Origin of the sequence: uncultured Brachyspira sp., from assembly GCF_944390595.1 — a bacterium.
Lineage (GTDB): Bacteria > Spirochaetota > Brachyspiria > Brachyspirales > Brachyspiraceae > Brachyspira.
Window position 1 is genome coordinate 1 of record NZ_CALXRN010000179.1, and the last position, 22,284, is coordinate 22,284.

21 protein-coding genes are annotated in these 22,284 nt (G+C 25.3%); 16 read left to right on the forward strand and 5 right to left on the reverse strand.

What is annotated here, in order from left to right; all coding sequences use genetic code 11:
- The 9 genes from Q0J90_RS10340 to hprK form a co-directional block, all read left to right on the forward strand.
- The coding region (locus Q0J90_RS10340; RefSeq protein WP_297277823.1) for an ankyrin repeat domain-containing protein at positions 1–371 on the forward strand (371 nt) is incomplete at its 5' end.
- A 398-nt stretch (positions 372–769) separates the two neighbouring features.
- The gene (locus Q0J90_RS10345; RefSeq protein WP_297277824.1) at positions 770–1,507 is read left to right on the forward strand and encodes a uracil-DNA glycosylase; all 738 of its coding nucleotides are present in this window, start codon (positions 770–772) and stop codon (positions 1,505–1,507) included.
- A gap of 53 nt (positions 1,508–1,560) precedes the next feature.
- The gene (locus tag Q0J90_RS10350) at positions 1,561–2,367 is read left to right on the forward strand and encodes an ankyrin repeat domain-containing protein (RefSeq protein ID WP_297277825.1); all 807 of its coding nucleotides are present in this window, start codon (positions 1,561–1,563) and stop codon (positions 2,365–2,367) included.
- Between the two features lie 71 nt (positions 2,368–2,438).
- A complete protein-coding gene (locus Q0J90_RS10355; RefSeq protein ID WP_297277826.1) occupies positions 2,439–3,275 on the forward strand; it encodes a hypothetical protein in 837 nt (278 codons plus the stop codon).
- Between the two features lie 65 nt (positions 3,276–3,340).
- Complete coding sequence (locus Q0J90_RS10360) at positions 3,341–6,637, forward strand: DUF4132 domain-containing protein (protein ID WP_297277827.1); 3,297 nt, start codon at positions 3,341–3,343, stop codon at positions 6,635–6,637.
- 5 nt (positions 6,638–6,642) lie between these two features.
- Positions 6,643–7,941, forward strand: coding sequence for an RNA polymerase factor sigma-54 (gene rpoN, locus Q0J90_RS10365; RefSeq protein WP_297277828.1), 1,299 nt, complete (start codon positions 6,643–6,645; stop codon positions 7,939–7,941).
- Between the two features lie 16 nt (positions 7,942–7,957).
- Entirely contained in the window at positions 7,958–8,734 is a 777-nt protein-coding gene (raiA, locus tag Q0J90_RS10370; RefSeq protein WP_297277829.1) for a ribosome-associated translation inhibitor RaiA, read from the forward strand.
- A 41-nt stretch (positions 8,735–8,775) separates the two neighbouring features.
- Positions 8,776–9,240, forward strand: coding sequence for a PTS sugar transporter subunit IIA (locus tag Q0J90_RS10375; RefSeq protein WP_297277830.1), 465 nt, complete (start codon positions 8,776–8,778; stop codon positions 9,238–9,240).
- Entirely contained in the window at positions 9,240–10,205 is a 966-nt protein-coding gene (hprK, locus tag Q0J90_RS10380) for an HPr(Ser) kinase/phosphatase (RefSeq protein ID WP_297277831.1), read from the forward strand. Before Q0J90_RS10375 ends, hprK begins: the two co-directional genes overlap by 1 nt.
- Here hprK and Q0J90_RS10385 read toward each other — a convergent pair.
- On the reverse strand, positions 10,194–11,186 hold the full coding sequence (locus tag Q0J90_RS10385) for an ABC transporter ATP-binding protein (RefSeq protein WP_297277832.1): 993 nt from the start codon (positions 11,184–11,186) through the stop codon (positions 10,194–10,196). The two genes, hprK and Q0J90_RS10385, sit on opposite strands and share 12 nt — an antisense overlap.
- A 352-nt stretch (positions 11,187–11,538) precedes the next feature.
- Between Q0J90_RS10385 and Q0J90_RS10390 the strand changes: the two genes are divergently transcribed.
- On the forward strand, positions 11,539–12,939 hold the full coding sequence (locus tag Q0J90_RS10390; RefSeq protein ID WP_297277833.1) for a hypothetical protein: 1,401 nt from the start codon (positions 11,539–11,541) through the stop codon (positions 12,937–12,939).
- Here Q0J90_RS10390 and Q0J90_RS10395 read toward each other — a convergent pair.
- On the reverse strand, positions 12,932–13,891 hold the full coding sequence (locus Q0J90_RS10395) for an ABC transporter ATP-binding protein (protein ID WP_297277834.1): 960 nt from the start codon (positions 13,889–13,891) through the stop codon (positions 12,932–12,934). The genes Q0J90_RS10390 and Q0J90_RS10395 overlap by 8 nt on opposite strands.
- Positions 13,892–14,070: 179 nt before the next feature.
- Here Q0J90_RS10395 and Q0J90_RS10400 point away from each other — a divergent pair, with 179 nt between their 5' ends.
- Positions 14,071–15,732 (forward strand): methyl-accepting chemotaxis protein, encoded by a 1,662-nt coding sequence (locus Q0J90_RS10400; protein WP_297277835.1) that lies wholly within the window; start codon positions 14,071–14,073, stop codon positions 15,730–15,732.
- Between the two features lie 51 nt (positions 15,733–15,783).
- On the opposite strand, the gene Q0J90_RS10405 is transcribed toward Q0J90_RS10400, so the two are convergent.
- Complete coding sequence (locus tag Q0J90_RS10405) at positions 15,784–16,233, reverse strand: GNAT family N-acetyltransferase (RefSeq protein ID WP_297277836.1); 450 nt, start codon at positions 16,231–16,233, stop codon at positions 15,784–15,786.
- A 16-nt stretch (positions 16,234–16,249) separates the two neighbouring features.
- On the reverse strand, positions 16,250–16,609 hold the full coding sequence (locus Q0J90_RS10410; protein WP_297277837.1) for a hypothetical protein: 360 nt from the start codon (positions 16,607–16,609) through the stop codon (positions 16,250–16,252).
- A gap of 107 nt (positions 16,610–16,716) precedes the next feature.
- Here Q0J90_RS10410 and Q0J90_RS10415 point away from each other — a divergent pair, with 107 nt between their 5' ends.
- The 5 genes from Q0J90_RS10415 to mnmE all read left to right on the forward strand — a co-directional run bounded on the left by Q0J90_RS10415 (position 16,717) and on the right by mnmE (position 21,412).
- Entirely contained in the window at positions 16,717–17,460 is a 744-nt protein-coding gene (locus tag Q0J90_RS10415; RefSeq protein ID WP_297277838.1) for a L,D-transpeptidase family protein, read from the forward strand.
- Between the two features lie 64 nt (positions 17,461–17,524).
- Positions 17,525–18,505 carry a WESB_1763 family membrane protein gene (locus Q0J90_RS10420; protein ID WP_297277839.1) on the forward strand — a complete coding sequence of 327 codons (981 nt, stop codon included), beginning with the start codon at positions 17,525–17,527 and terminating at the stop codon, positions 18,503–18,505.
- A gap of 37 nt (positions 18,506–18,542) precedes the next feature.
- A complete protein-coding gene (tsaE, locus tag Q0J90_RS10425; RefSeq protein WP_297277840.1) occupies positions 18,543–18,992 on the forward strand; it encodes a tRNA (adenosine(37)-N6)-threonylcarbamoyltransferase complex ATPase subunit type 1 TsaE in 450 nt (149 codons plus the stop codon).
- Positions 18,989–20,002 carry a hypothetical protein gene (locus Q0J90_RS10430; protein ID WP_297277841.1) on the forward strand — a complete coding sequence of 338 codons (1,014 nt, stop codon included), beginning with the start codon at positions 18,989–18,991 and terminating at the stop codon, positions 20,000–20,002. The genes tsaE and Q0J90_RS10430 overlap by 4 nt, the downstream gene beginning before the upstream one ends.
- Positions 20,003–20,008: 6 nt before the next feature.
- Positions 20,009–21,412: a tRNA uridine-5-carboxymethylaminomethyl(34) synthesis GTPase MnmE gene (gene mnmE, locus Q0J90_RS10435; protein ID WP_297277842.1), complete on the forward strand. Its 1,404-nt coding sequence runs from the start codon at positions 20,009–20,011 to the stop codon at positions 21,410–21,412.
- Positions 21,413–21,428: 16 nt separating this feature from the next.
- Here mnmE and Q0J90_RS10440 read toward each other — a convergent pair.
- Positions 21,429–22,284, reverse strand: an 856-nt coding sequence (locus tag Q0J90_RS10440) for a cAMP-binding protein (RefSeq protein ID WP_297277843.1), incomplete at its 5' end; no start/stop codon positions are given.

Consider the following 22,284-nt stretch of genomic DNA (forward strand, 5'->3'; position numbering starts at 1 on the left):
TAATAGAGCAAGGTGCTGATGTAAACATAAAGAATAAACGAGAATATACTCCTTTGATATATCTTGGTATGGGTGAAGGTAATTTTAATAATAAAAGTTTTCAGGAATATCGTATAAAATTAGCTGAGGTTTTATTAGAAAAAGGTGCAGATATTAATGCTCAAGATTATGAAGGATACACTTCTTTAATTTGGGCTTGTGCATCATCAGGATCAAGGTTTGCTGAACCATATGTTAAATTTCTAGTAGAAAAAGGAGCCGATGTAAATATAGAAGATGACCATGGAGATACTGCTTTAGATATAGCAAATAATCTTAAACTTAGAAAAATTGCAGGTATTCTAAAAAAAGCTCAAAGAAATAGAAAGTAAATTTCATATTTAAATAAATTAAAATCTTCATTATAAAATTGATATAATCTATAATGAAGATTTTTTTAATATGATTAATTATATAATAATTATGTAATATATACCTAAACAACTATATTTTGTTAAAAATAAATTTATATTTTTGTTTTGGTATCTTGCCGCCACTTCTTTTACGACTAATGAAGTGCAAAAAAGCTATATTCTCTATAAACTAAAAACTGAATTTGATAAACAACACATAATAAAGCATACATTTAACAAAATATAAAAATTTACAAAGCAAATAATTTTTATTACATATAAATAATAATAAGTTTATAAATAAAAATTTTTAATAAATTCTATTTTATTATATAATATAAACAATGTTTTAAATATGATGTTTAGGATTTATTAATATGAACAAAATAGAAAGCTATTTTTTACAGCAGAATAAAATAAAATTCTCAAATGTTGTTTGTAATTCTCATAGCAAGAAAATAATATTAAGAAATCCAGCAAAAACAATAAAAAAGCAAAGCGGCAAGGATATTAATATAATGAAAGAAATAAAAGATGAAGAATTAAAGAAAATATACAGTGAAGTTGAAAAATGTATGAAATGCGAAGCTTTATGTAATAGCAGATTGAATGTTGTATTCGGACGCGGAAATGAAAAACCTGATATAGTATTTGTAGGAGAAGCTCCGGGAGCTGACGAGGATAAACAAGGACTTCCTTTTGTAGGCAGAGGCGGAAAATTACTAGATAAATGGATTAATCAGCTTAATATTGATAAAGAGCCGTATTATATTATGAATGCTTTAAAATGCAGACCTCCTGAAAATAGAGATCCTTTGCCTGAAGAAAAGAAAAACTGCAGAGATTTTTTTGTAAATCAGTTAAAAATACTTAATCCTAAAATAATATGTGCTTTGGGAAGACATGGATTTGGTAATTTAATAGATTTTGATTTAAAAACACCTTTTGGAAAAGCTAGAAATAAAGTTCATTATTATAATAACAATGGAAAAGATGTAGCAGTTATAGCAACATATCATCCTGCATATATTTTAAGAAATCAGAAAGAGGAACAAAAAGTAATAGATGATTTGAACTTTATGCTTGAAGAATTAAAAAAGATAAGAAATAGCTGAATTATAATTTCTAATATTTTTTATTAACTAATATAACTAAAATTTGGGGGGATATGAAAACAAAGTATTTAATTCTAATATTTGTAATGTACAGTTATTTGCTTCCTAACCTATTTAGTGAAAATATATATTATGACAGTGAAAATGAAGAAAATAATATATTCAACAATTCAAATATTCCAAAAAAACCTAGTGTATTTGATTATATAACAGATGATAATAAACTAATATATATTATAGAAAAAATTGACAGATATTTAGAAAATGATGGTGATATTAATATAACAAATGAAAATGGAAATACTTTATTAATGGAAGCTGTTTCAATAGGTTATTATGACTTAGCTGACTACCTTATAGAAAAAAAGGCTGATATATCGATAACAAATGCTAAAGGGGAGAATGCATTAATATTATCCGCTAATTATCCATATATACTAAATCTTCTTATAAATAATAATGGAGATGTTAATTCCTCTGACAACAGCGGAAAAACAGCCCTTCATTATGCTTGTTCAGCTGGTGATTTATATTCTGTAAGATTGCTTATAAAAAGCGGTGCTGACATACATAAAAGGGATATATTAGGCAAGACTATACTTATGTATGCCGTTGAAAATGAAAATATGGAGCTTATAAAATATTTAGTTGAAAATGTAAAAGTAGATATTAATGAAAAAGATGATTGGGGGCAGAATGCTATATTTTTTGCCACAAAAATAGAAATAGCTAGATATTTAATTTATAATAATATAAACTATACAGAGACAAATTCCATAGGTTTAAAGGCTTATGAAGTTATGAAATATAACGGATACATTAATGTATCTACATATTTAAAAAAATTAGAAAAAAGATAATAACTATTATAAAAATATCTTTAAGGATTTTTTTTATAAACCGAGAATATTTACAGCATATTGGAGTTTATATGAATATTAAGGTTATTTTACTCTTTGTTACTATAAATATATTGCTTTTCGCTCAATATACATCTACAACTAATAATAATATATTAGTTAATACCGGAGAAGGAAGGGTTGATTATACAACATATACAATATATGCTGATGCAACTGCTGATTTCATAACAGACAGACGTCTGCATCCTGAAGCATTATTAATATTACAGCAGCAGGCTGAAGAAGAAACTGTAAAAACATTGTATGATACATTAGGCAATATACCTATAGACAGTGATGATACAATATACAATATCATAGAAAACAATATGGTTTTAAAAGAAAAAGTTGTAAGTTCTATAAATAATGCCAGACTTGTTGGAATATCATACCCTACTAGAACAAGTGTAAAGGTTCTTATGGCTTTGGACATGACAACAAATAATTTAATGGCAGATCTTGTAAATAATATAAATGTATATAAAACAGATCCAATTATAACATATTTTGATACTGGTACAGATTACGACAGTCTTGTAATAGATGCCAGAAATATAGGTTTTACACCATCATTATTCCCTACAGTATATGATGAGGACGGAAACGAAATATACAGCATAGCTTATATAAATAAGGCTATAGCAGCTACAAACGGTTATATTACATATTCTACAAATTCATTCCTAACTAATGGAAATATAACCAATATAGTAGGTCAAAAACCATATAATGTAGTTGCTTGGAGAGCCAGAGGCAGACTTGCAAGTGATTTAGTTATAGGAAATGAGGATGCAAGCATTATAATGAGCAGTGCTAAACTAAAGAATGCTATAAAAAATTGCAAAGTTATATTTATAATTGATTAATTTTCTATTCATTTTTTTTGAAAATATGGTATATTATCAATAATAATATATTAAGGCATTTTTCAATGTGTGTTAGGGAAAATTATATAGATGATATTTTTAAAAATCATGCTTATAAAGAAAGTATAAAAAAATACGTATTTAATGAAATTGACAGCATAGATTTTAATCCTGATGAAATAATATATAGTATGTCAAATGATCATAATATATATTCAAAACTATTAGATATCTATTTAGAAAATAAAAATGATGAATCTATATTAAGATTATTTAAAATAATATCTTTGCATTATGTAGAAAATATATATATCTTTGAAATACTAATAATAAATATGATATCCGGTATTAGTATAAAAGAATCTTTATTGAAATGCATATCATTAGAAAAAATTAATAATTGGAACAGAGAATATAAAAGACATTCATATAGTATAAATCCTATATCTAATGAAATTATGAATGCTAAAATGCACATATCTATTTATTATTACTATGCACAAAAATATTTTCCTAAAGAAACTGATGAATATATGGAAAGTATATGCAATTCTAACATTGATGAGATAATAGAAGAATATAAAGATAATATATTAATTGCTTTAATGGCAATATCTATAAAAATATATTATGGTGATTATGAAAAGATAGGAAAGATATTAGAATATTCAGATAAAGTTAATTATTTAGATTATATGTTATCTTTATTGTTAATAATAGATTTAGATGATAATATAAAAAATAAATTTGCTGAATTACTTGAAAATAATATTCTCAATAAAAATAATGATTTGCTTGTAAATTTAGCTTACTTAATAAGAATATTTTTCCTAATAAGAAAAAACTTCAGTAAAAAATTAGAAAACAAAAGTTTTAATGAATTTATTAATTATTTAGAACAGCTTAATATGCCTAAGTACTTTGTATTCCTAGTAGAATACCTAGATTATAATATATTTGCAAATTCTAATAAAATTTTTGACGGAGTTAAACTTCTTTATGAAAATGATAAAACATCATTTTATGAATTATATGAAATATTAAAGCATGTTAATATTCCATATATAATAGAATTGAAAGTTATACTAACATGTATTCTATTAATAATGAATGATGAAAATGCTGATATGACTATATTAGATAATAATATAGATTATTTTATAAACAATATAAAAAAGGATTTAGAAAAAGTTTATCAAATAAAGTCTGAGAATATATTTGAATTATTATCAAATGAGAAAATTGATAAATATGATTTATCCGTTGAATTAAGCAATGATATAATATTTTCAACAAGAATAATAGTTATAATGTATGATTATAATGAAAATGCAAGAAAGGTTGTAAGAGCTTTATTAAAATCATTGCCGTATAATTTAGCAATACCAATAATGATAAAAGAAAGAAAGCAATTTTTTAATATAAAACTTAAAGAAATATTAGAATATTTGCAAGGGTATGAATTAGATTTAAAAGACTTGATAATTACATATTTATTTACTTATCCTATGTATATATTCAAGCCTAAATATATATTAAATATAGTTAATAAAAATGCTGATCACATAGTAAATATGTTTAATGATAAAGTATTTTTAAAAGCCGTTTCATATAAAAGTTATGCATTGATAGACTTTTTAGAACTTTTATATAATAAAAACAAAGCAGGATTAACTAATTATTCTATTTTATGCTACATACTTCATTTAAAAAATAAAGATATTATAAGATGTGCATTAAATTTGATAGAAAAAGATGAATATAATTCAAGAAGCTATGTAGAAAACAGTATACATGCTTATAGAGAAGATGTACAATTTGAATTAAAACGCATAATAAAAAAATGGAATTATAGTAGAAAAGGATTCAAATTCAATTCTATAGATGAAATAAATCAATATATCGATGATTACTATGATGAAAAATATGAGCATTTGATTGATTTTATAGATGAATCTTTAATAAGCAATGTATTGATGAAAAAAGATAATAATATAAAAGTTCCATCAAAAGTATTGAAATATATATTATTAGAGTATATGTTCCTTAAAGAACCATACAGAATAAAAGATGCTGACAGTATGATAGCTATATTTGATATAAATTCTGTTAGAAATACTTTTGAAAATATATACAGATATTGGATTGACAATGGATCAAAAGAAGAACATAAAAATATAATCATACCATATTGTATTTATGGTAATTATAATCAAATAGTAAGCATATATGACAGAATAGAATATTGGCATGATAATTTCAAATCATCTTTAGCTTCATACATAGTACCTGCCATAGCAATGAATGGGGATAAATTTGCTTTGATGATTATAAACAATATAATATATATGTCCAAAAACAAAAAACTAAAAAATGCCGCAAAAGAATCATTCAAAAAAGCAGCAGAATGCTTAGGAGTTCCTGTAGACAATTTATTTGATAAAGTTCTTCCAAATTTAGGATTTAATATAGAGAGAAATAAAAAAATATCTTATGGAGATAGAAGCTTCACATTGCAGCTTTTGAGCGATGCATATTTAGAGATTATAGATAATACTAATCATAAAATATTGAAAGAACTTCCTGAAGCAGAAGAAGGCGATGATAAACAAAAGGTTGAAGAAGCTAAAAAAATATTAATGGAAACTAAAAATGCCCTTGAAGCGATTATTGTATATCAGAAACAGAAATTGAAAAAAGTACTTTTAAATGGCAGAAAATGGGATTATCAAACATTTTTTGAAGTTTTTGTAGAAAATCCTGTTATGCAGTATTTTACTTTAGCATTTGTTTGGGGAGTATATGATGAGGACGGAAATTTAATAGATTCATTTAGATATATGGAAGACGGATCATTATCCTCTATCGATGAAGATTTATATGAGCTTCCTAAAGAAACACATTCCAAAAATTATATAACTTTATTCCATCCAGTAGATGCTAATGAAGAATATACAAAAAAATGGGCTAAGCAAATAGACTTATATGAAATAAATCAGCCTATAGAGCAAATACAATTAGAAAGATATATTTTAGAAGAAAAGCATGTTGAAAACAATGCTATGATGGCATTTCATGGCAAAAAAATATCAGAAAAATATATAGAAGAATTATCTAAAGATTTAGAAATAAAAATAAACTATTATAATGAAAATGTATCTTATTACATATTAGATGATATACTAAAAATAGTATGTGAAATCAATTGTATAGCTTATGATGAAGATATAATAATAGACAACATAAAATTTTATAAACTTGAGGAACATAATTTATTTAAAACATTAATAGATCCTTTTGCTATTCCTCCTAGATTTATAAGTACTATTTTACATTATTTAGAGCTTGGGTTTTATGATTAAAAATTATGGCATTATCAACTAATACATCAACAAGAACAGCTATAAAAAATGATTTAAGATTAAATTATCAAACTAAGCTTTGGCTTGATGTAATATCAATGCCGGCAATAGAACTCAAAGAGAAAATAGAAAAGACAATGGAGGAAAATCCATTTTTAGAATATGATGTAAAAGAGTTTAAAAATTCAAAATCATCTTCTTTAGATATTGATTCTATAATAGAAAATACAGCCCAAAATGATAAAGAAAGCCTATTTTCACATTTAAAAAGCCAATTAGAAATAATACTTAATGATAGAAAAGATATAGAACTTGCAGAGCATATATGCAGTTTCATAAATCAAGACGGATACTTAACTAATAGCTATGATGAAATATCAAATATATTAAATGCAAATATACAAAAAGTTGAAAAAATAGTATCCATATTGAAAACATTAGATCCTATAGGAGTAGCGGCAAAAAATATAAATGAATGCTTATCAATACAGCTTAAATTCAAAAAGCAGGAAATCAAAGAAGAAGATAAAAAAATATTCGATATAGCCATACAAATAGTAGAAAATTATTTGGATGAACTATCTAAAAAAAATTACAAATATATAGCCTCTAATATAGGAGCAGAAGAAGAGGATGTATTAAAGGCTCTTAAATTAATACAAACTTTAGAACCATACCCGGCAAGAGAATATGATACTTCTATGATAAAATATATAGTGCCCGAATTATTTATTTTTAAAGAAAATGATGTATGGATTGTAAAAACAGACGAAACATTTATCGCCCCCTTGAAAATTAGTAAAAAATATATTAAACTATTAAATATAGAGAAAAATAAAGATAGTGTAAACTTTTTGAAAGAAAAGAAAAGAGAGGCTGAAAGTTTAATCAATGCATCAAATGAAAGAAAAAAAACATTGTTAAAAATAGGAGAAAATCTGCTTAAGCTTCAAATTGATTTTTTTGAGTATGGAAAAGAGTTTATAAAGCCATTAACTTTAAAAGATATGTCTTTAGAAGTTAATTTAAGCGAATCTACTATAAGTAGAATAGCTAACGGCAAATATCTTAATACAGTTTGGGGTACTTTTTCTATAAAATATTTTTTCTCTAGAGCTATAAATGGCGGGCTTGGTTCTAGATCTGTAAAAGAAATTATTAAAAGAATTATAGAAAATTCTCCAGCAAAATTGAGTGATGAAAAGATTAGATTGATACTTAAAAGCGAGGGAATAGAAATTTCCAGAAGAACTGTTGCAAAATACAGAAAAAGTATGAATCTTCTATCATCAAGGTTTAGATAAAGTACAAGGAGATTTTATGCATCAAAATATTATTGGAAAGAATGTAAGAATCACTAAGAATGTTAAAGAACATATAGCAAATAAGATGCAAAATATAAAAATTCATGCTGATAGAATAATAGATGCTAATATTATATGCGAGCATATGCATGGAGAATATACAGTACAAGGTACTATAGCTTTTGGAAAAAAAGTTTTCCATGATAAAGAAAAAGAAAAAGATTTATATGTAGCAATAGATGCTATGTTCCAAAAAATAGAAAGAGAAATAAGAAAATCTAAAGAAAGAAATATAGATAGAAGCCAAAGAGCTGTTGTTGATAAAAGTATTCCAACTGACGATGATGATGAAAATACTTATTCTATTAACTCTGTTGGTATATATGAAAAACCTTTAGATGAATTAGATGCTGTACTTCACTTTAATGCTGATAAAAAACCTTATATGGCATACTTACCTATTAAACAAGGAGAAGACTTATACAGCATTAAAATAGGAAAATATCCTGTTTTCTTATTCAAAGGCGATAACAACAAAGTATTGGAAATATATCATAATGATGAATATTGGAACATAGATGAGGTAAGCGTAACTTCTGACAACAATATAGATGCAAGTAAAAGCGAAACTTACCTAATCGAAGAATATAATGTCAGCGAAGCTGTTAATTATTTGACAGATAACCCTGATAAAAAATTTGTTGTTTACATAAGCAGCATAACAGAACAAGCAGAAGCTGTATATAAAGAATCAAATAATTCATTTGTATTAATAAGAATTTTTGATATTTAATAAAAAAAATATATTACAAACCATTTTGGAGGGAATACAATATGAGTTTAATAGACTACATAAATAAAGAATCTATAATGATAGATGTACAAGAGACGGATAAAGAACATCTTCTCTCTAAAATGGTTGAAAGGCTAAACAGCTGCGGGCTTTTATTAAATAAAGATGATGCTGAACATGCTATTATGGCTAGAGAACAATTAATGAGTACCGGAGTTGGAAACGGTATTGCTATACCGCATGCTAAAACAGATGCTGTAAAATCTATTATTCTAAGTGTAGCAACAATAAAAAACGGAATAAATTACAAATCAGTTGATAAGAAAAAAGTATTTGCTGTGTTTATGCTTCTTGCACCTAAAGACTCAGCAAGTGAAAATTTAAAAGTTCTTACTGCAATAGCTAAGATATTAAGAGATAATCCGCATTTCTTGGAAAAACTTATAAATGCAGAAAAATCTGATGAAGTAATAGAACTTATTGCCAAAGAGGAAATGAAAATATAATGCCTAAAATATCTGTAAAAAAATTTCTTGACCTTAATGAAGCAAAAAATAACTTCTTAAAAGTAAGACGTTTAACCGGTTTGGTTGGAATGAAAAACGAAATAGTTAGTTATGAAATTAACAGACCAGGTATGGCATTGTTTAAATATTTTAAAGACTTTGCTTATCAAAGAATACAAATATTTGGTAAAGGCGAAGGAAATTATGTTGTAACACTTGATGAAGAAAATAAAACTGATGTATTTGAAGAAATGCTTAGCTACCCTATTCCTATATGCATATTCACTTACAATCTTAATCCTCCTGAATCATTCTTGGAAATAGCTAAAAAAAACAATATATGTGTTATAATAAGCGAATTAACAACTTCTGAAATGATTAGATCTATAGAAGCATTAATTGAAGATGAATTTGTAGAATCATTTACTACTCATGGAGGCCTTGTAGAAGTATTCGGTGTTGGAGTTTTAATATTAGGAAAAAGCGGTGTTGGAAAAAGCGAGGCTACATTAGAGCTTATATCAAAAGGGCATAGATTAATTTCAGATGATACTGTTGAGTTTAGAAAGTTGAAAGACGGCAGAATAATAGGAAAGAAAAACGAGTTTATAAAACATAATATGGAAGTGAGAGGTATAGGTGTAGTAGATATAAGCAGGCTTTCTGGAATGAGTGCTATAAGAGACAAAAAGAGATTAGATTTGGTAATAGAACTTGAACATTGGAAAGATGATGAACAGTATGACAGAATGGGGTTATTCGACAAAACATATAATATTCTAAATACAGAAGTACCTTATCTTAAAATTCCTGTACGTTCCGGAAGGAATATATGTATTTTAATAGAAACAGCTGCTAAAAATTTCCGTTTAAAAGAAATGGGTTATAATAGTGCTAAGGAATTGGATAAATCATTAATAGCTCAAATAGAAAAGAAAAAAGTAGATAATGATTCAAACCAATAAGCATGCCGCACTATGATTTTCATTCACATTTTCTAATTTAGGAACTGTATTCTTACATTCTTCTTTAGCATATATACATCTTGTATGGAATCTGCATCCTGATGGTATATCTGAAGCATTAGGAATTTCTCCTGTAATAGGCAATTCTTTTATTATGTTTACTCTGCCTGAAGAAGCATCAGGTACAGCTGCAATTAAAGCCTTTGTATACGGATGTTTAGGATTATCTATTATCTCATCAGCATCCCCTATTTCAACAATACTTCCTAAATACATAACAGCTATTCTATCTGCAAAATATCTTGCTGTTGATAAATCATGTGTAATATATATATAACTTAAATTCTTTTCTATTTGAAGTTCTTTCATCATATAAAGTATCTCTGCTCTAGTAGATAAATCTATCATAGATACCGGTTCATCAGCAACAACTAATTTTGGATTAAGTATCAAAGCTCTGGCTGTAGCTACTCTTTGACGCTGTCCACCGGAAAGCATATGCGGATAACGATCCATAAACTCCTCAGGCGGGTTAATCTTTACATCTTTTAATGCTTTTATTACCATATCATCATATTCTTTTTCATCACCATTAATATTATGAATATACAGAGGCTCCTTTAATACATCTTTTATTTTAAATCTAGGGTTCATAGAAGCATAAGGATCTTGAAATATCATCTGAACATTTCTTCTATATCTGTTTGTTTCTTCTTTATTAAAATTGTTTATATTTTCATTTTCAAATATAATATTTCCGGAAGTGGGATTTATTAACTTCATAACAAGTTTTCCTATGGTAGTTTTTCCGCTTCCAGACTCCCCTATTACAGCAAGTATCTCTCCTCTTTTTACTTCGATAGTTATATCATCAACAGCTTTAATTTCTTTAGTTTTTTTCATTAAACTTTCTAGAAAATTAGCATGGGGATAAAAATATTTTTTGACATTCTCAAGTTTTAATATTATATCATTATACATTCAAATCTCTTAAATAGTTATTTTATATTAACATAATATTAATATATTATAATACAGAAATCAAGTATTTATTTTTATAAAATAATAAAAGTTGACTATTTATATGTATTATAGTATAATTAATCAAATTAAATTATAAGTATATCTATGAAACAAATAGAATTCAAATTTTATATTCTTAAACAGCTTTATCTTTGCTGCCAAAATATTTTATGGTTGGTATATGAAATATAAATATTTAATTTATATACTGATTATCATCCTTTCAATTATTATTGGGATATTCACAAGAGTACAATTATATGATAAGTACAATTTAACCAGCGGAGATAGTTTAGAGCATTATTATAATATGAGAAAATATTATGATAATAAAGAATTTCCTGTAATGGGTACGCATGTAGTATCGCCGCAATTAATTATAGGTTCTAAAGATGTATATGATATTAATACTCCAAGAATACCAGGAGGAACATTTTATATACAATACACATTATTATACTTTTTATCCAAAGAAAATTTCGATATAACAAAATTGTTAAATTACATACTTATTACTATATCTCCAATAATATTTATACTTTTTGTGTTGAAAAGATTCGGGATTAAAATAGCATCTATAATAATATCGTTATTGTTTATGAATATTACTTTTTTACACCTTCAAAATGAAATATATAATCCTGATACTGTCTTTATTTTATCATTTTTATCAATAACATTAATATTAATTTACATATCATCAGATAATAAAATATCATATATAGCTAGTATTTTTATATTTCCTATTTTAGCTATGGAATCTATGTGCCATATAGCCACTTTTTTTAGTATTGTTCCAACATTTATTATATATTTAATATTAAGATGGAAAAAAACTAAAAATTACATTATACCATTATCAATTGGAATATTAATATCATTTTTATTATATGTTCCATATTTTGTATATGAAATAAAAAATAATTTTCCAAATTTTATGAATGTTATCAATTTAAAAAATTCTACAAAACCAATAATACAGCCTCCTCAAATATGGTCTATACTATTTTTTCCTACAAATGAACCAAACTATAATTATGGAAATAATATAATGGTCATATTTACAAGATGGTTTAATGGAGATATAAAATTAATATTCAGCTTCATATTTTATATAATATCAGTATTGATTGGATTATCATCTTTTATAATTTTAATAAAAGATCTATTTCAAAAAAAACTTAAAGATAAATTAATATTTAGAGAATCTGCTGCAATATATTTTATATACATTGTAGCTACTATAATTATATTTATGGTATTAAATTTAGGTGCCGCAAGACCTAGATATTTTTATAATATATATCCTTTAACATATATACCAATTATATATTTAATAACAAAAATAGAAAATAAAAAATATTTTTATTTGATAGTTATATTCTCAGTGCTTAATTTATTTGCTGTTTATATACAAGTATATGATATTTATAAAGATAGAAAAAATTTAGGCTGGGAATTTATGATAAATCATATAGACAAAATATTAGAAGATTCAAATGAAACTTCTTTTGATTTATATGACTCTGATAATTATTCATATCCATTAATTAAAATAAAAAATCCTAATTTCACACTAGATACTAATTCAAATATAAAATACAACATAATATCCAGTTCTGATAAGAATTTTAATAATTCAAATATGACAATAATTTATAGTAACGAACAATATATCACATATAAAGAATTTAAAACAAATATTAATTAATCAAATGACAAGCACATAAATGCCCATTTCCAACATCTTTTATCATAGGCTCTTCATTTTTGCATCTATCTATGCGTTCCTTACATCTATCATAAAACATGCATCCGCTTGGAGGATTTATCAAATCCGGAGGAGTACCTTCTATAAACTCTAATTTACTTACAGCTTTATTTAATCTAGGAGTAGCTGCTAATAATCTCTTAGTATAAGGATGTTTTGCATTTTTATATATCTGTTCATTGTCAGCAAGCTCTGCTATTTTTCCAGCATACATAACACAAACTCTATCTGAAATCTCTGCCTCCAATGCCAAATCATGCGTGATAAAAATAAATGATAAATTAAAATCTTTCTTTAGTTTTTTCAAAAGATTAATTATCTGTGCCTGAACTATAACATCCAATGCTGTTGTAGGCTCATCTAATATTATGAGTTTAGGTTTTAAAAATAAAGCCGCTGCTATAACAACACGCTGCTTCATTCCTCCTGAAAGCTCATGAGGATATCTTTCTGCTACATTAGGATGAAGTCCTACATATCCTAAATATTCCTCTATAAGTTTATTAGCTTCTGATTTGGACATATCAGCATGCCTGTCAAGAGTTTCTATCATTTGGCTTCCTATTGTGTATACAGGAGTAAGAGAATTCATAGCTCCTTGAAAAACCATAGATATTTTTGCCCATCTTATATTCTTTCTAATATATTCTTCTTTAAGCGGTATAATATCTTCATCATCAAGTATAATTTTTCCGCCGTCATATTTACCAGGAACAGAAGGCATTCTCAATAAAGAAGTTCCAAGACTTGTTTTTCCGCATCCGGATTCTCCTACTATACCTAAAGTTTCTCCTTTTTTTATTTCAAAGCTTATATCATTAATAGCTTTAACTATACCTTTTGAAGTATGATAGTACATTTTTAAATTTTCAACTTTTAATATGTTTTCCATATTATTCCTGCTTAAAACAATATATTATGTTAATTATAATATAATATTAATATTTTTACAATAAATGAAAATTTATAAACAAAAAAATAATAAAACAAATTAAACAAATTGAAATAATTTTCTTTTAGTGTACAATAAATACATAGTCTTAATTGTGAAAATAATCTTTGGGGGGCGATATGAAAATAAAAACAAAATTCATTATATTTGGAATCTACACAATTATATCTATTGCAATACGAATTATATTACAAATAAATATAAGAAATAGTATAAAAGAATTTAGAAGTATATATCAATATGTAATTAAATCATCATCAATAGCAAGAAAATATCAGCAAAATTCAGCATTTTTAACTCAATTTGTAAGAAGCTATGTTGCAACCGGAGATGAGAAATACGAAAAGGCATATAATGAATGCATAGCAATATCAGGAGGAACTCAAGCTACACCATTAAAATATGACAGAGGATTATATTGGGCATTATATCTAGCAAGCGGAAATAAACCATACGAGGATGGTGAAACAAAATCTTACGAAGAAGTTATGAAAGAATTAAATTTTTCTAAAGAGATGTTTGATTATTTAAACTTATCCAAATCCAGATCAGAAGAATTGGTAGAATTAGAAACTAAAGCAATGGAAATAATAAAATCAATACCAAAAGGAACAAATAATATTATTGCTCCGGAATATCAGGCAAGACAATTAGAAGCAATAGAGTTAGTTAATGGTAAAGAATATGAAAATAGCGTATATGAAATAATGCAGCCTATAGATAATTTTTTTGATAAATTAGAAAGCGACAATATAATTAAATTAGAAGAAGCAAATAATAAAGTTGTAAGATCCAATATTATATTTTATATAGTATTAATGTTTGTAGGTATATCTATATTTTTATTTTTGGTTTCTATTGCAAAAAGTATAATGAAAAATTTAAATTTATGCGTTAATCTTTCTTCAAATATATCTAAAGGGAATTTAAAAATAGAAATAGATGAAAAATTATTAAATCAAAAAACAGAATTTGCAGAATTGTTAAAAAGTTTCAAAAATATGTCTGATAATCTTAGAGATATAATATCTAAAGTACTTCAAAGTTCTGATAGAATATCAACAGCAGCAACGGAAATATCAAATGGAAATGATGATTTATCTAATAGAACAGAAATGCAGGCATCAAGTTTGGAACAAACAGCTTCAAGTATGGAAGAAATAGCATCCACAATCAAATCTTCTGCCGATAATTCAGTTTATGGAAATGAAATGATGAAAGACTCAGAAATATCTGTAAGAGAGGCTGGAAATATAATAGAAGAAACAACAAGCAATATAGAATTAGTATACGAAGCAAGCAACAAAATAACAGATATAACAAAGATAATAGAAGGGATAGCGTCGCAAACTAATATATTAGCACTTAATGCTTCAGTAGAAGCAGCTCGTGCCGGAGAACAAGGAAAAGGATTTGCAATAGTAGCTTCAGAGGTAAGGAATTTAGCTCAGACATCTCAAAGTTCTGTAAAAAATATTACATTATTAATAGAGGATTCAAATAAAAAAATCAAAACAGCTGCAGAAACAGCAAGAAAATCACTAGAAATATTTAGATTAATAGAAGAAAAGATAACAAACACTTCTAAAATAATGCAGGATATAAGCTCTATGGCAGTAGAACAGCAGCAAGGTGTATATCAAGTAAATACAGCAATAACTCAAATGGATTCTGTAACTCAGCAGAATGCATCATTAGTTCAAGAATCATCAGCAGCATCTCAGGCACTTATGCATCAAGCTAAAGAGTTAGTAAGCCTTATGGAATTCTTTAAAGTTTAATAAAAATATTTAAAGTAAAAGCGATGCCTAATATAAAGTATTGCTTTTACTTTAATAAATCATATAATGAAAATGAACTCCGTTTTCAATTTGAATATCATTAAATAATTGTACGAAACCTAATTTTTTATAAAATTCCAAAGCATAATTACTGGATTTTACAGTATATTTATCAGACTTTAATATATTTTTAGCCTCTTCAAATAACTGAGTTGCTATTCCTAATTTGAAATGCTTGTCATCTACAAAAAAAAGAGATATATGATCATAATTTGTTATTTCAAGCATTCCTACTATAATATCATTATCATCTTTTGCAGTAAGTATCAAGGAGCCTTCCATAAAAAACCTTACTTTCATACTGTCAAATGAAATGAACATAAGTACATTCTCAATTCCTTCTTTGGTGTCCAAATTGGAATTGTACTTCAAATATATGTTTTTGGCGAGAATAGAAACCTCTTTAAGATTTTCTAAACCCGCCCTCTCAATTTTAAACATATTATTACTTTTAAATTTACTCAAAGGCTTTTATTAATCTTTGAAACGGCAAATGATTAGTATCTTTAACAAAAGAACCATTTTTATAATATCTTAAATATGGTATTAATCCATTATTCCATACTGTTTCTTTAAAATTCATAAAAGGTTCATATAATGGACTTTGATTATACATGCAAATAAAAATTGTAATATCTATAGGAGATTTCTCTTCATTAGCCTTTAATTCCCTTTCTAATCCTTTCCAATCTCCGCACCAATCCTGAGTAAATATAGCAAGAACATTTTCAGATGCTTTTTTTATATTATCGCTTACTTCATTATTATCAATTATATATTGCATTTCTTTTTCATCAATATCTTTAAAAGTTATCATTAATAACTCCCTCCGTTAAAATATATGTTAGAATATACTTACATAATACTATAAAAAACACTTTTTATCAAGAAAATATTTACGATAATAGATTCAAAGGAAGGTTTATGAAAAAAATAATATTATTCATTATAATTATTTTAAATATGATAAATTCAATGCTATTTGCAGGCGATTTTCTTGAAGATCAAAAAAGATACAGCAGAGTAAGAACAGCAATAAAAGAAAAAGATAAATTAGTAAAAGATACATTAAAAAATAATAATATAAAATTAAATGAATTAAATATTATAATAACAGCATACAAGCAAGAGGACATATTAGAAATATACGCCAAAAATAAAACAGATAAAACATATAAATTAATAAAAACATACAATATAGTATCAAAATCCGGAATATTAGGTCCTAAAAGAAAAGAAGGCGATTTGCAAGTACCGGAAGGTTTTTATTATATAGACAGATTTAACCCTGCAAGCAGTTATTATCTTTCACTTGGAATCAATTATCCAAATGAATCTGATAAAAAGAAAAGCGATGCTGCAAGATTGGGAGGAGATATATTTATTCATGGTTCTACAGTTACAATAGGATGCATGCCTATGACTGATGACAAAATAAAAGAAATTTATCTATATGCAGTATATGCTAAAGACAGCGGACAAAATAAAATACCTGTTTATATATTCCCTTTTAAAATGAATGATGCTAATTTTGATTATTATAAAAAAGAATACAGCAAATCATTAGCAGATTTTTGGAGCAATATAAAAACAGGATATGATATATTCCAAAATTCTAAAAAAGAATTAAATATCAAAGTAGATTCAAATGGAAACTATGTATTTTAAATCCTTGCAATTTTTTTATAATGATATTAATATGTAGAATACATAATAATCGGATAGTAGGTTAATGATTCAATTAAATAAAAATATATCTTTTGTCAGTACATACAACTTTTGGTCTTATGTATTAATTATTATTGTATTATTCAATTATTTGCTTTTTAGAGCTATTGTTATTGATAATAATTCTTTTTTATATTTAATTACTTCTATTTTGGATTATGCTGTATTGCTTATTTTCTTTTTACTTGTATTTTATAAATTTTATAATTGCTTATTCAATTCTAATATTATGCTTGCTGTAATTGGAATACTTTTTTTAATACTCGGCACTCTCAGATTATATATAATGGAAATAACTATACATAATATCATAGAATTATCATTTTTTATAATTACATTAATTCTTACTGTAAAAATTATGCTTCCTATAATTCTATCAAAAGATGTAAATGAATTAGAAAGAGGAATATATATATTTATTCTATTATCTTTATTATCATCTAATATAAATTATCTTATAATATCTTCAAATAAAATTATAGATACTGATATTTTTCATTATATATCAACTTTTATTTCTAACTATATGATAAAATTATCATCATTTTCATTTACAATATTGATGATAGCATATATTTTAGCATTTATAAAATATGTGGTTATGCAAAATATTCATAAATCATTCATATTTGTAACTTTATCTATAGTATTTGCTTCTGCAGCTATATTTGTATTTGGAAGTCATTTTTTCTTAATGGTAATATCATTTTTTAGTGCATTGGGTATTGTAATGTATTTACCATTCATAGCTTATATGGTGATAATAATAATGTTTTTTATGACTTTATTTACATCATTTATGACATCAATTTTAGTAAAAATTTATTATCCGAAATTAATAATATTTACCCTATTCATGCTTGCAGGAATTGATATGAGTAATTTTTCATTAAGATTAATATCTATGTTTGCAATTATGGAAATGCTTAATATACAAAATATGCAAAAAGATAACAATCTATATTTGACAAATAATTCCCTATAATATATTATTTTTCTATTATTTTATTTTTTGAAAAACTATGAAAAAAGAAATCCTAAAAGAAGAAAAAAATATAAAGATTGAAGACATAGAGGATATTGCCAAATATCTCAAAAGCATATTAAAAGATGGAGACATCATAATAATGGAGGGCAATTTAGGATTCGGAAAAACTACATTTGTAAGAATATTATCAAGATTATTAGAAAGCGAAGATATTGTAAGCAGTCCGTCTTTTACATTGATAAATGAATATAATATTATTCTAAATGGAAATGAAAGCATTTTAAGACATGCTGACTTATACAGGCTTGAAAGTAAGGAAGAACTTGATGATATAGGATTTAAAGATAAAATTAGAGAAAATGGTATTACAATGATAGAATGGGGAGATAAATTTAAAGATTATTTTGAACCGCCTTATTATGTATTTGAAATATGCAGAGAAGAAGAAGACAGCAGATTATATAGGATAAGTTTAGTTTCATGAAAAAAGTTTTTTTATTTTTTTTAATACTATTTATATTATTGAATTCATGCTCAAAGAGAATAGAAAAAGATACTATAATGTATGCAAAGACAAGTGTATCTTCAGTAAATACAATAATTGGAGATACAATAGAATATGAGGTTCATATAATATACAAAAAAGATATAGAATATAAATATGAAGATGTTTCATTTGACGACAGAGATAATAAATGCAGAATCATATCAGTAGAAAATAAAAATAGAGATATAGGCGAATATAAAGAAAGAATAATTAAATACCAAATCGGTTTTTATGATGTAGGACAATTCGTTATATTTCCTTTTAAAATATCATACAATTATAATAATAAATATGAAGAACTATATGGGGAAGATGTAACAGTATTAGTATATCCTTTCTCAGACGGTGAAGTATTGCCTCCTATGAAAAATACTATTGGCTTAAAAATGCCTAAATATGTATGGGGTATCATTGTATTAATTGCTTTTGCAATTGTAGGAATAATAATATTAATATTTGCCATAGTAAAATATATAGAAAAGAAATTTAATGAAAAAATTAATATAAAAGAAGATACAGAAGCATTAAATTTATTAAAAAATATGGACAGCAGTGTTTATTATAATGAAGGCAGATATGCTGAATACTATTTTGAATTAACTTTTATATTTAAAAGATATCTCACTAAGAGATTTAAATTTAATATAGAAGATATGACAACAAGCGAAATAAATCAATTATTCAAAGAAAATAATTCTGAAGAAAGCGAATATATAATAAATATGTTTGAGCAGGCAGATTATGTAAAATTTGCAAAACAAATTTCAGAGCTTAATATAATGCAGAAAGATTATAATTTCTGTGTTGACTATATAATAAAAAATGGTAATTTACAAACTGCTTTAAAATTACAGGAAAAAGAAAATAAAAAAATAATGAAAAAAGAAAGAAAAGAGCAAAAGAAGGTAAAAAAGAAAACAAAAAAATTAAAAGAAAAATCCTTATAAAAAAACATGAATGAATATAATTTATACGATATAAAAGATACTATTGTGGCATTATCAAGCCCATATTCAAAAAGTGCATTGGCTATAATAAGAATGTCAGGAAACAAAGCACTGGAAATAGCATCAAAAATATGTTATTATGCTGGCAATGAAAGTAAAAACATAAATAATTTTGAACATAGAAAAAGTTATTATGCTTTGGTAAAAGATGAAAACAATACGCCTATAGATGAGCTTATCGTGCTTTCTACCCTATCTCCGAATACATTTACTTCTGAAGATACTATAGAATTTATTTCTCATGGCAGTATTGTAGTAATAGATTCTTTAATAAATCTTATAATAAGACAAGGAGCAAGAGCTGCTAACAGAGGCGAGTTTACATACAGAGCATACATTAACGGACGCATAGGCATAAGCGAAGCTGAAGCTATACATGATTTGATAGATTCCAATAATAAACTTATGGCTGAAGCAAGCATATATAAAATGCGAGGAAGACTCACTAGAGAGATAGATAAACTCAGAGAAAATATAAAAAACTCTCTTATGCTTGTATGCGGAGAATTGGATTTTCCGGAAGATGATACTGAAAATTTTTCGTATGATAAATTAATAGAAAATTTTTATGAATTAAAAAAAGATATAGAAAATATTTTGTCCAATTCAAAAAGAGTTGAAACACTTATAAACGGTATAAAGGTTGCTATACTAGGAAGAGTTAATGCAGGAAAAAGCAGTATATTTAATATGATACTAGATAGAGAAAGAGCTATTGTTTCTAATATAGCAGGTACTACCAGAGACTTTTTAAGTGAGAATATTTATATTGATAATATACCTTTTTATTTAATGGATACAGCAGGATTTCATAAAGAAGCTGATAATGATATAGAACTTGAAGGTATTGAAAGAGCAAAAAAATGTGCTGATGAAGCTAATATTATAATTGCCGTTTTTGATATAAGCGATAAAGCTAATGAAGATGATATCAACTTAATAGAATTCTTAAAAACATTAAATAATAAAAATATAATTTATATTCTAAATAAAACAGACTCAGAAAATAAATTTGATTATGATATTAACTCTGAAAACATAATAAAAATAAGCACAAAAACAAAAGAAGGCAAAGAAAAATTAATACAGTCATTAAAAAATTATGTTTCTGATTCTGATATGGAAATTTTTAATAAAGAAAGTTATGTTAACAGCAGAGAAAAAGGATATTTGGAAAAAAGCCTTAAACAGCTTGATATATGTATAGAAAAATCAAAGCAATCATTTTCTTTAGATGAAGTTGCAGAAGAGATGAATATATTAAATAATATACTTGGAAATATAAGCGGAAAAATTGATGCCGAAGAAGTAATAAATGAAATCTTTGCCAATTTCTGTATAGGAAAATAAATAATAAATTAATTCCTTAACGGCCGTAATTCTTTGACATTAATATTTTCTTATGAGTCTCATATTCTTTTATAAAATTATTAATATTTAATACATGTATATAATCATCATATATGCTTAAGGAATTTATTTTTTTTAATTCATGTTTCACTGCAGCAGCATTATTATACCCTATTATTGCAGCTATATCATTTACTTTATATAAAAGATCAACAGAATTTATTTCTTTACTAAATAATGTTTCTGTTTTTAAAATATAATAAATAGTTATATATAATTTTATTGATATATCATTTGCATTAAGTGCCATAACTTTTAATATATTATTTCTTATTTTAGTAGATACTATTTTCAGATAATATAATCTTAATGAGTTAACATTAAATATCATTGACATAACATCTTCTTTTTTTAATAATTTTATTTTAGAATCTTCTAATACAACAGCAGCAGTTGATAATGCCTGATAATTAATATCAGGAGCATATCCGTCTATAATATTATTACTAGAATATATAGATCTTGTAACTAATTTTGAGTTTACTATATTATATATTCCAATCTTACCAGAATTAATAAGATAAATGTAATTGCTTGCTCTGAGTTCGCTATATAAGCAATATCCTTTCTTATAATGAAAAATATTATCTTCCATTTCTGTAGGTTCTTCTATCTTGTATTCATGCATTGAAGAGAGAAAATTTTTAACCATTACAATATTATCACTGTTAGGAAATAATTCTAGATATTGATTATAAATTTTATACGAAACTGCAGGCAAATCATTATCAATATATATTTTCGCCATATCTAAAATATATTCTTCCGTCAAATCATCTTTAGTAATAGATTGATTATGAGATAACTTTCTA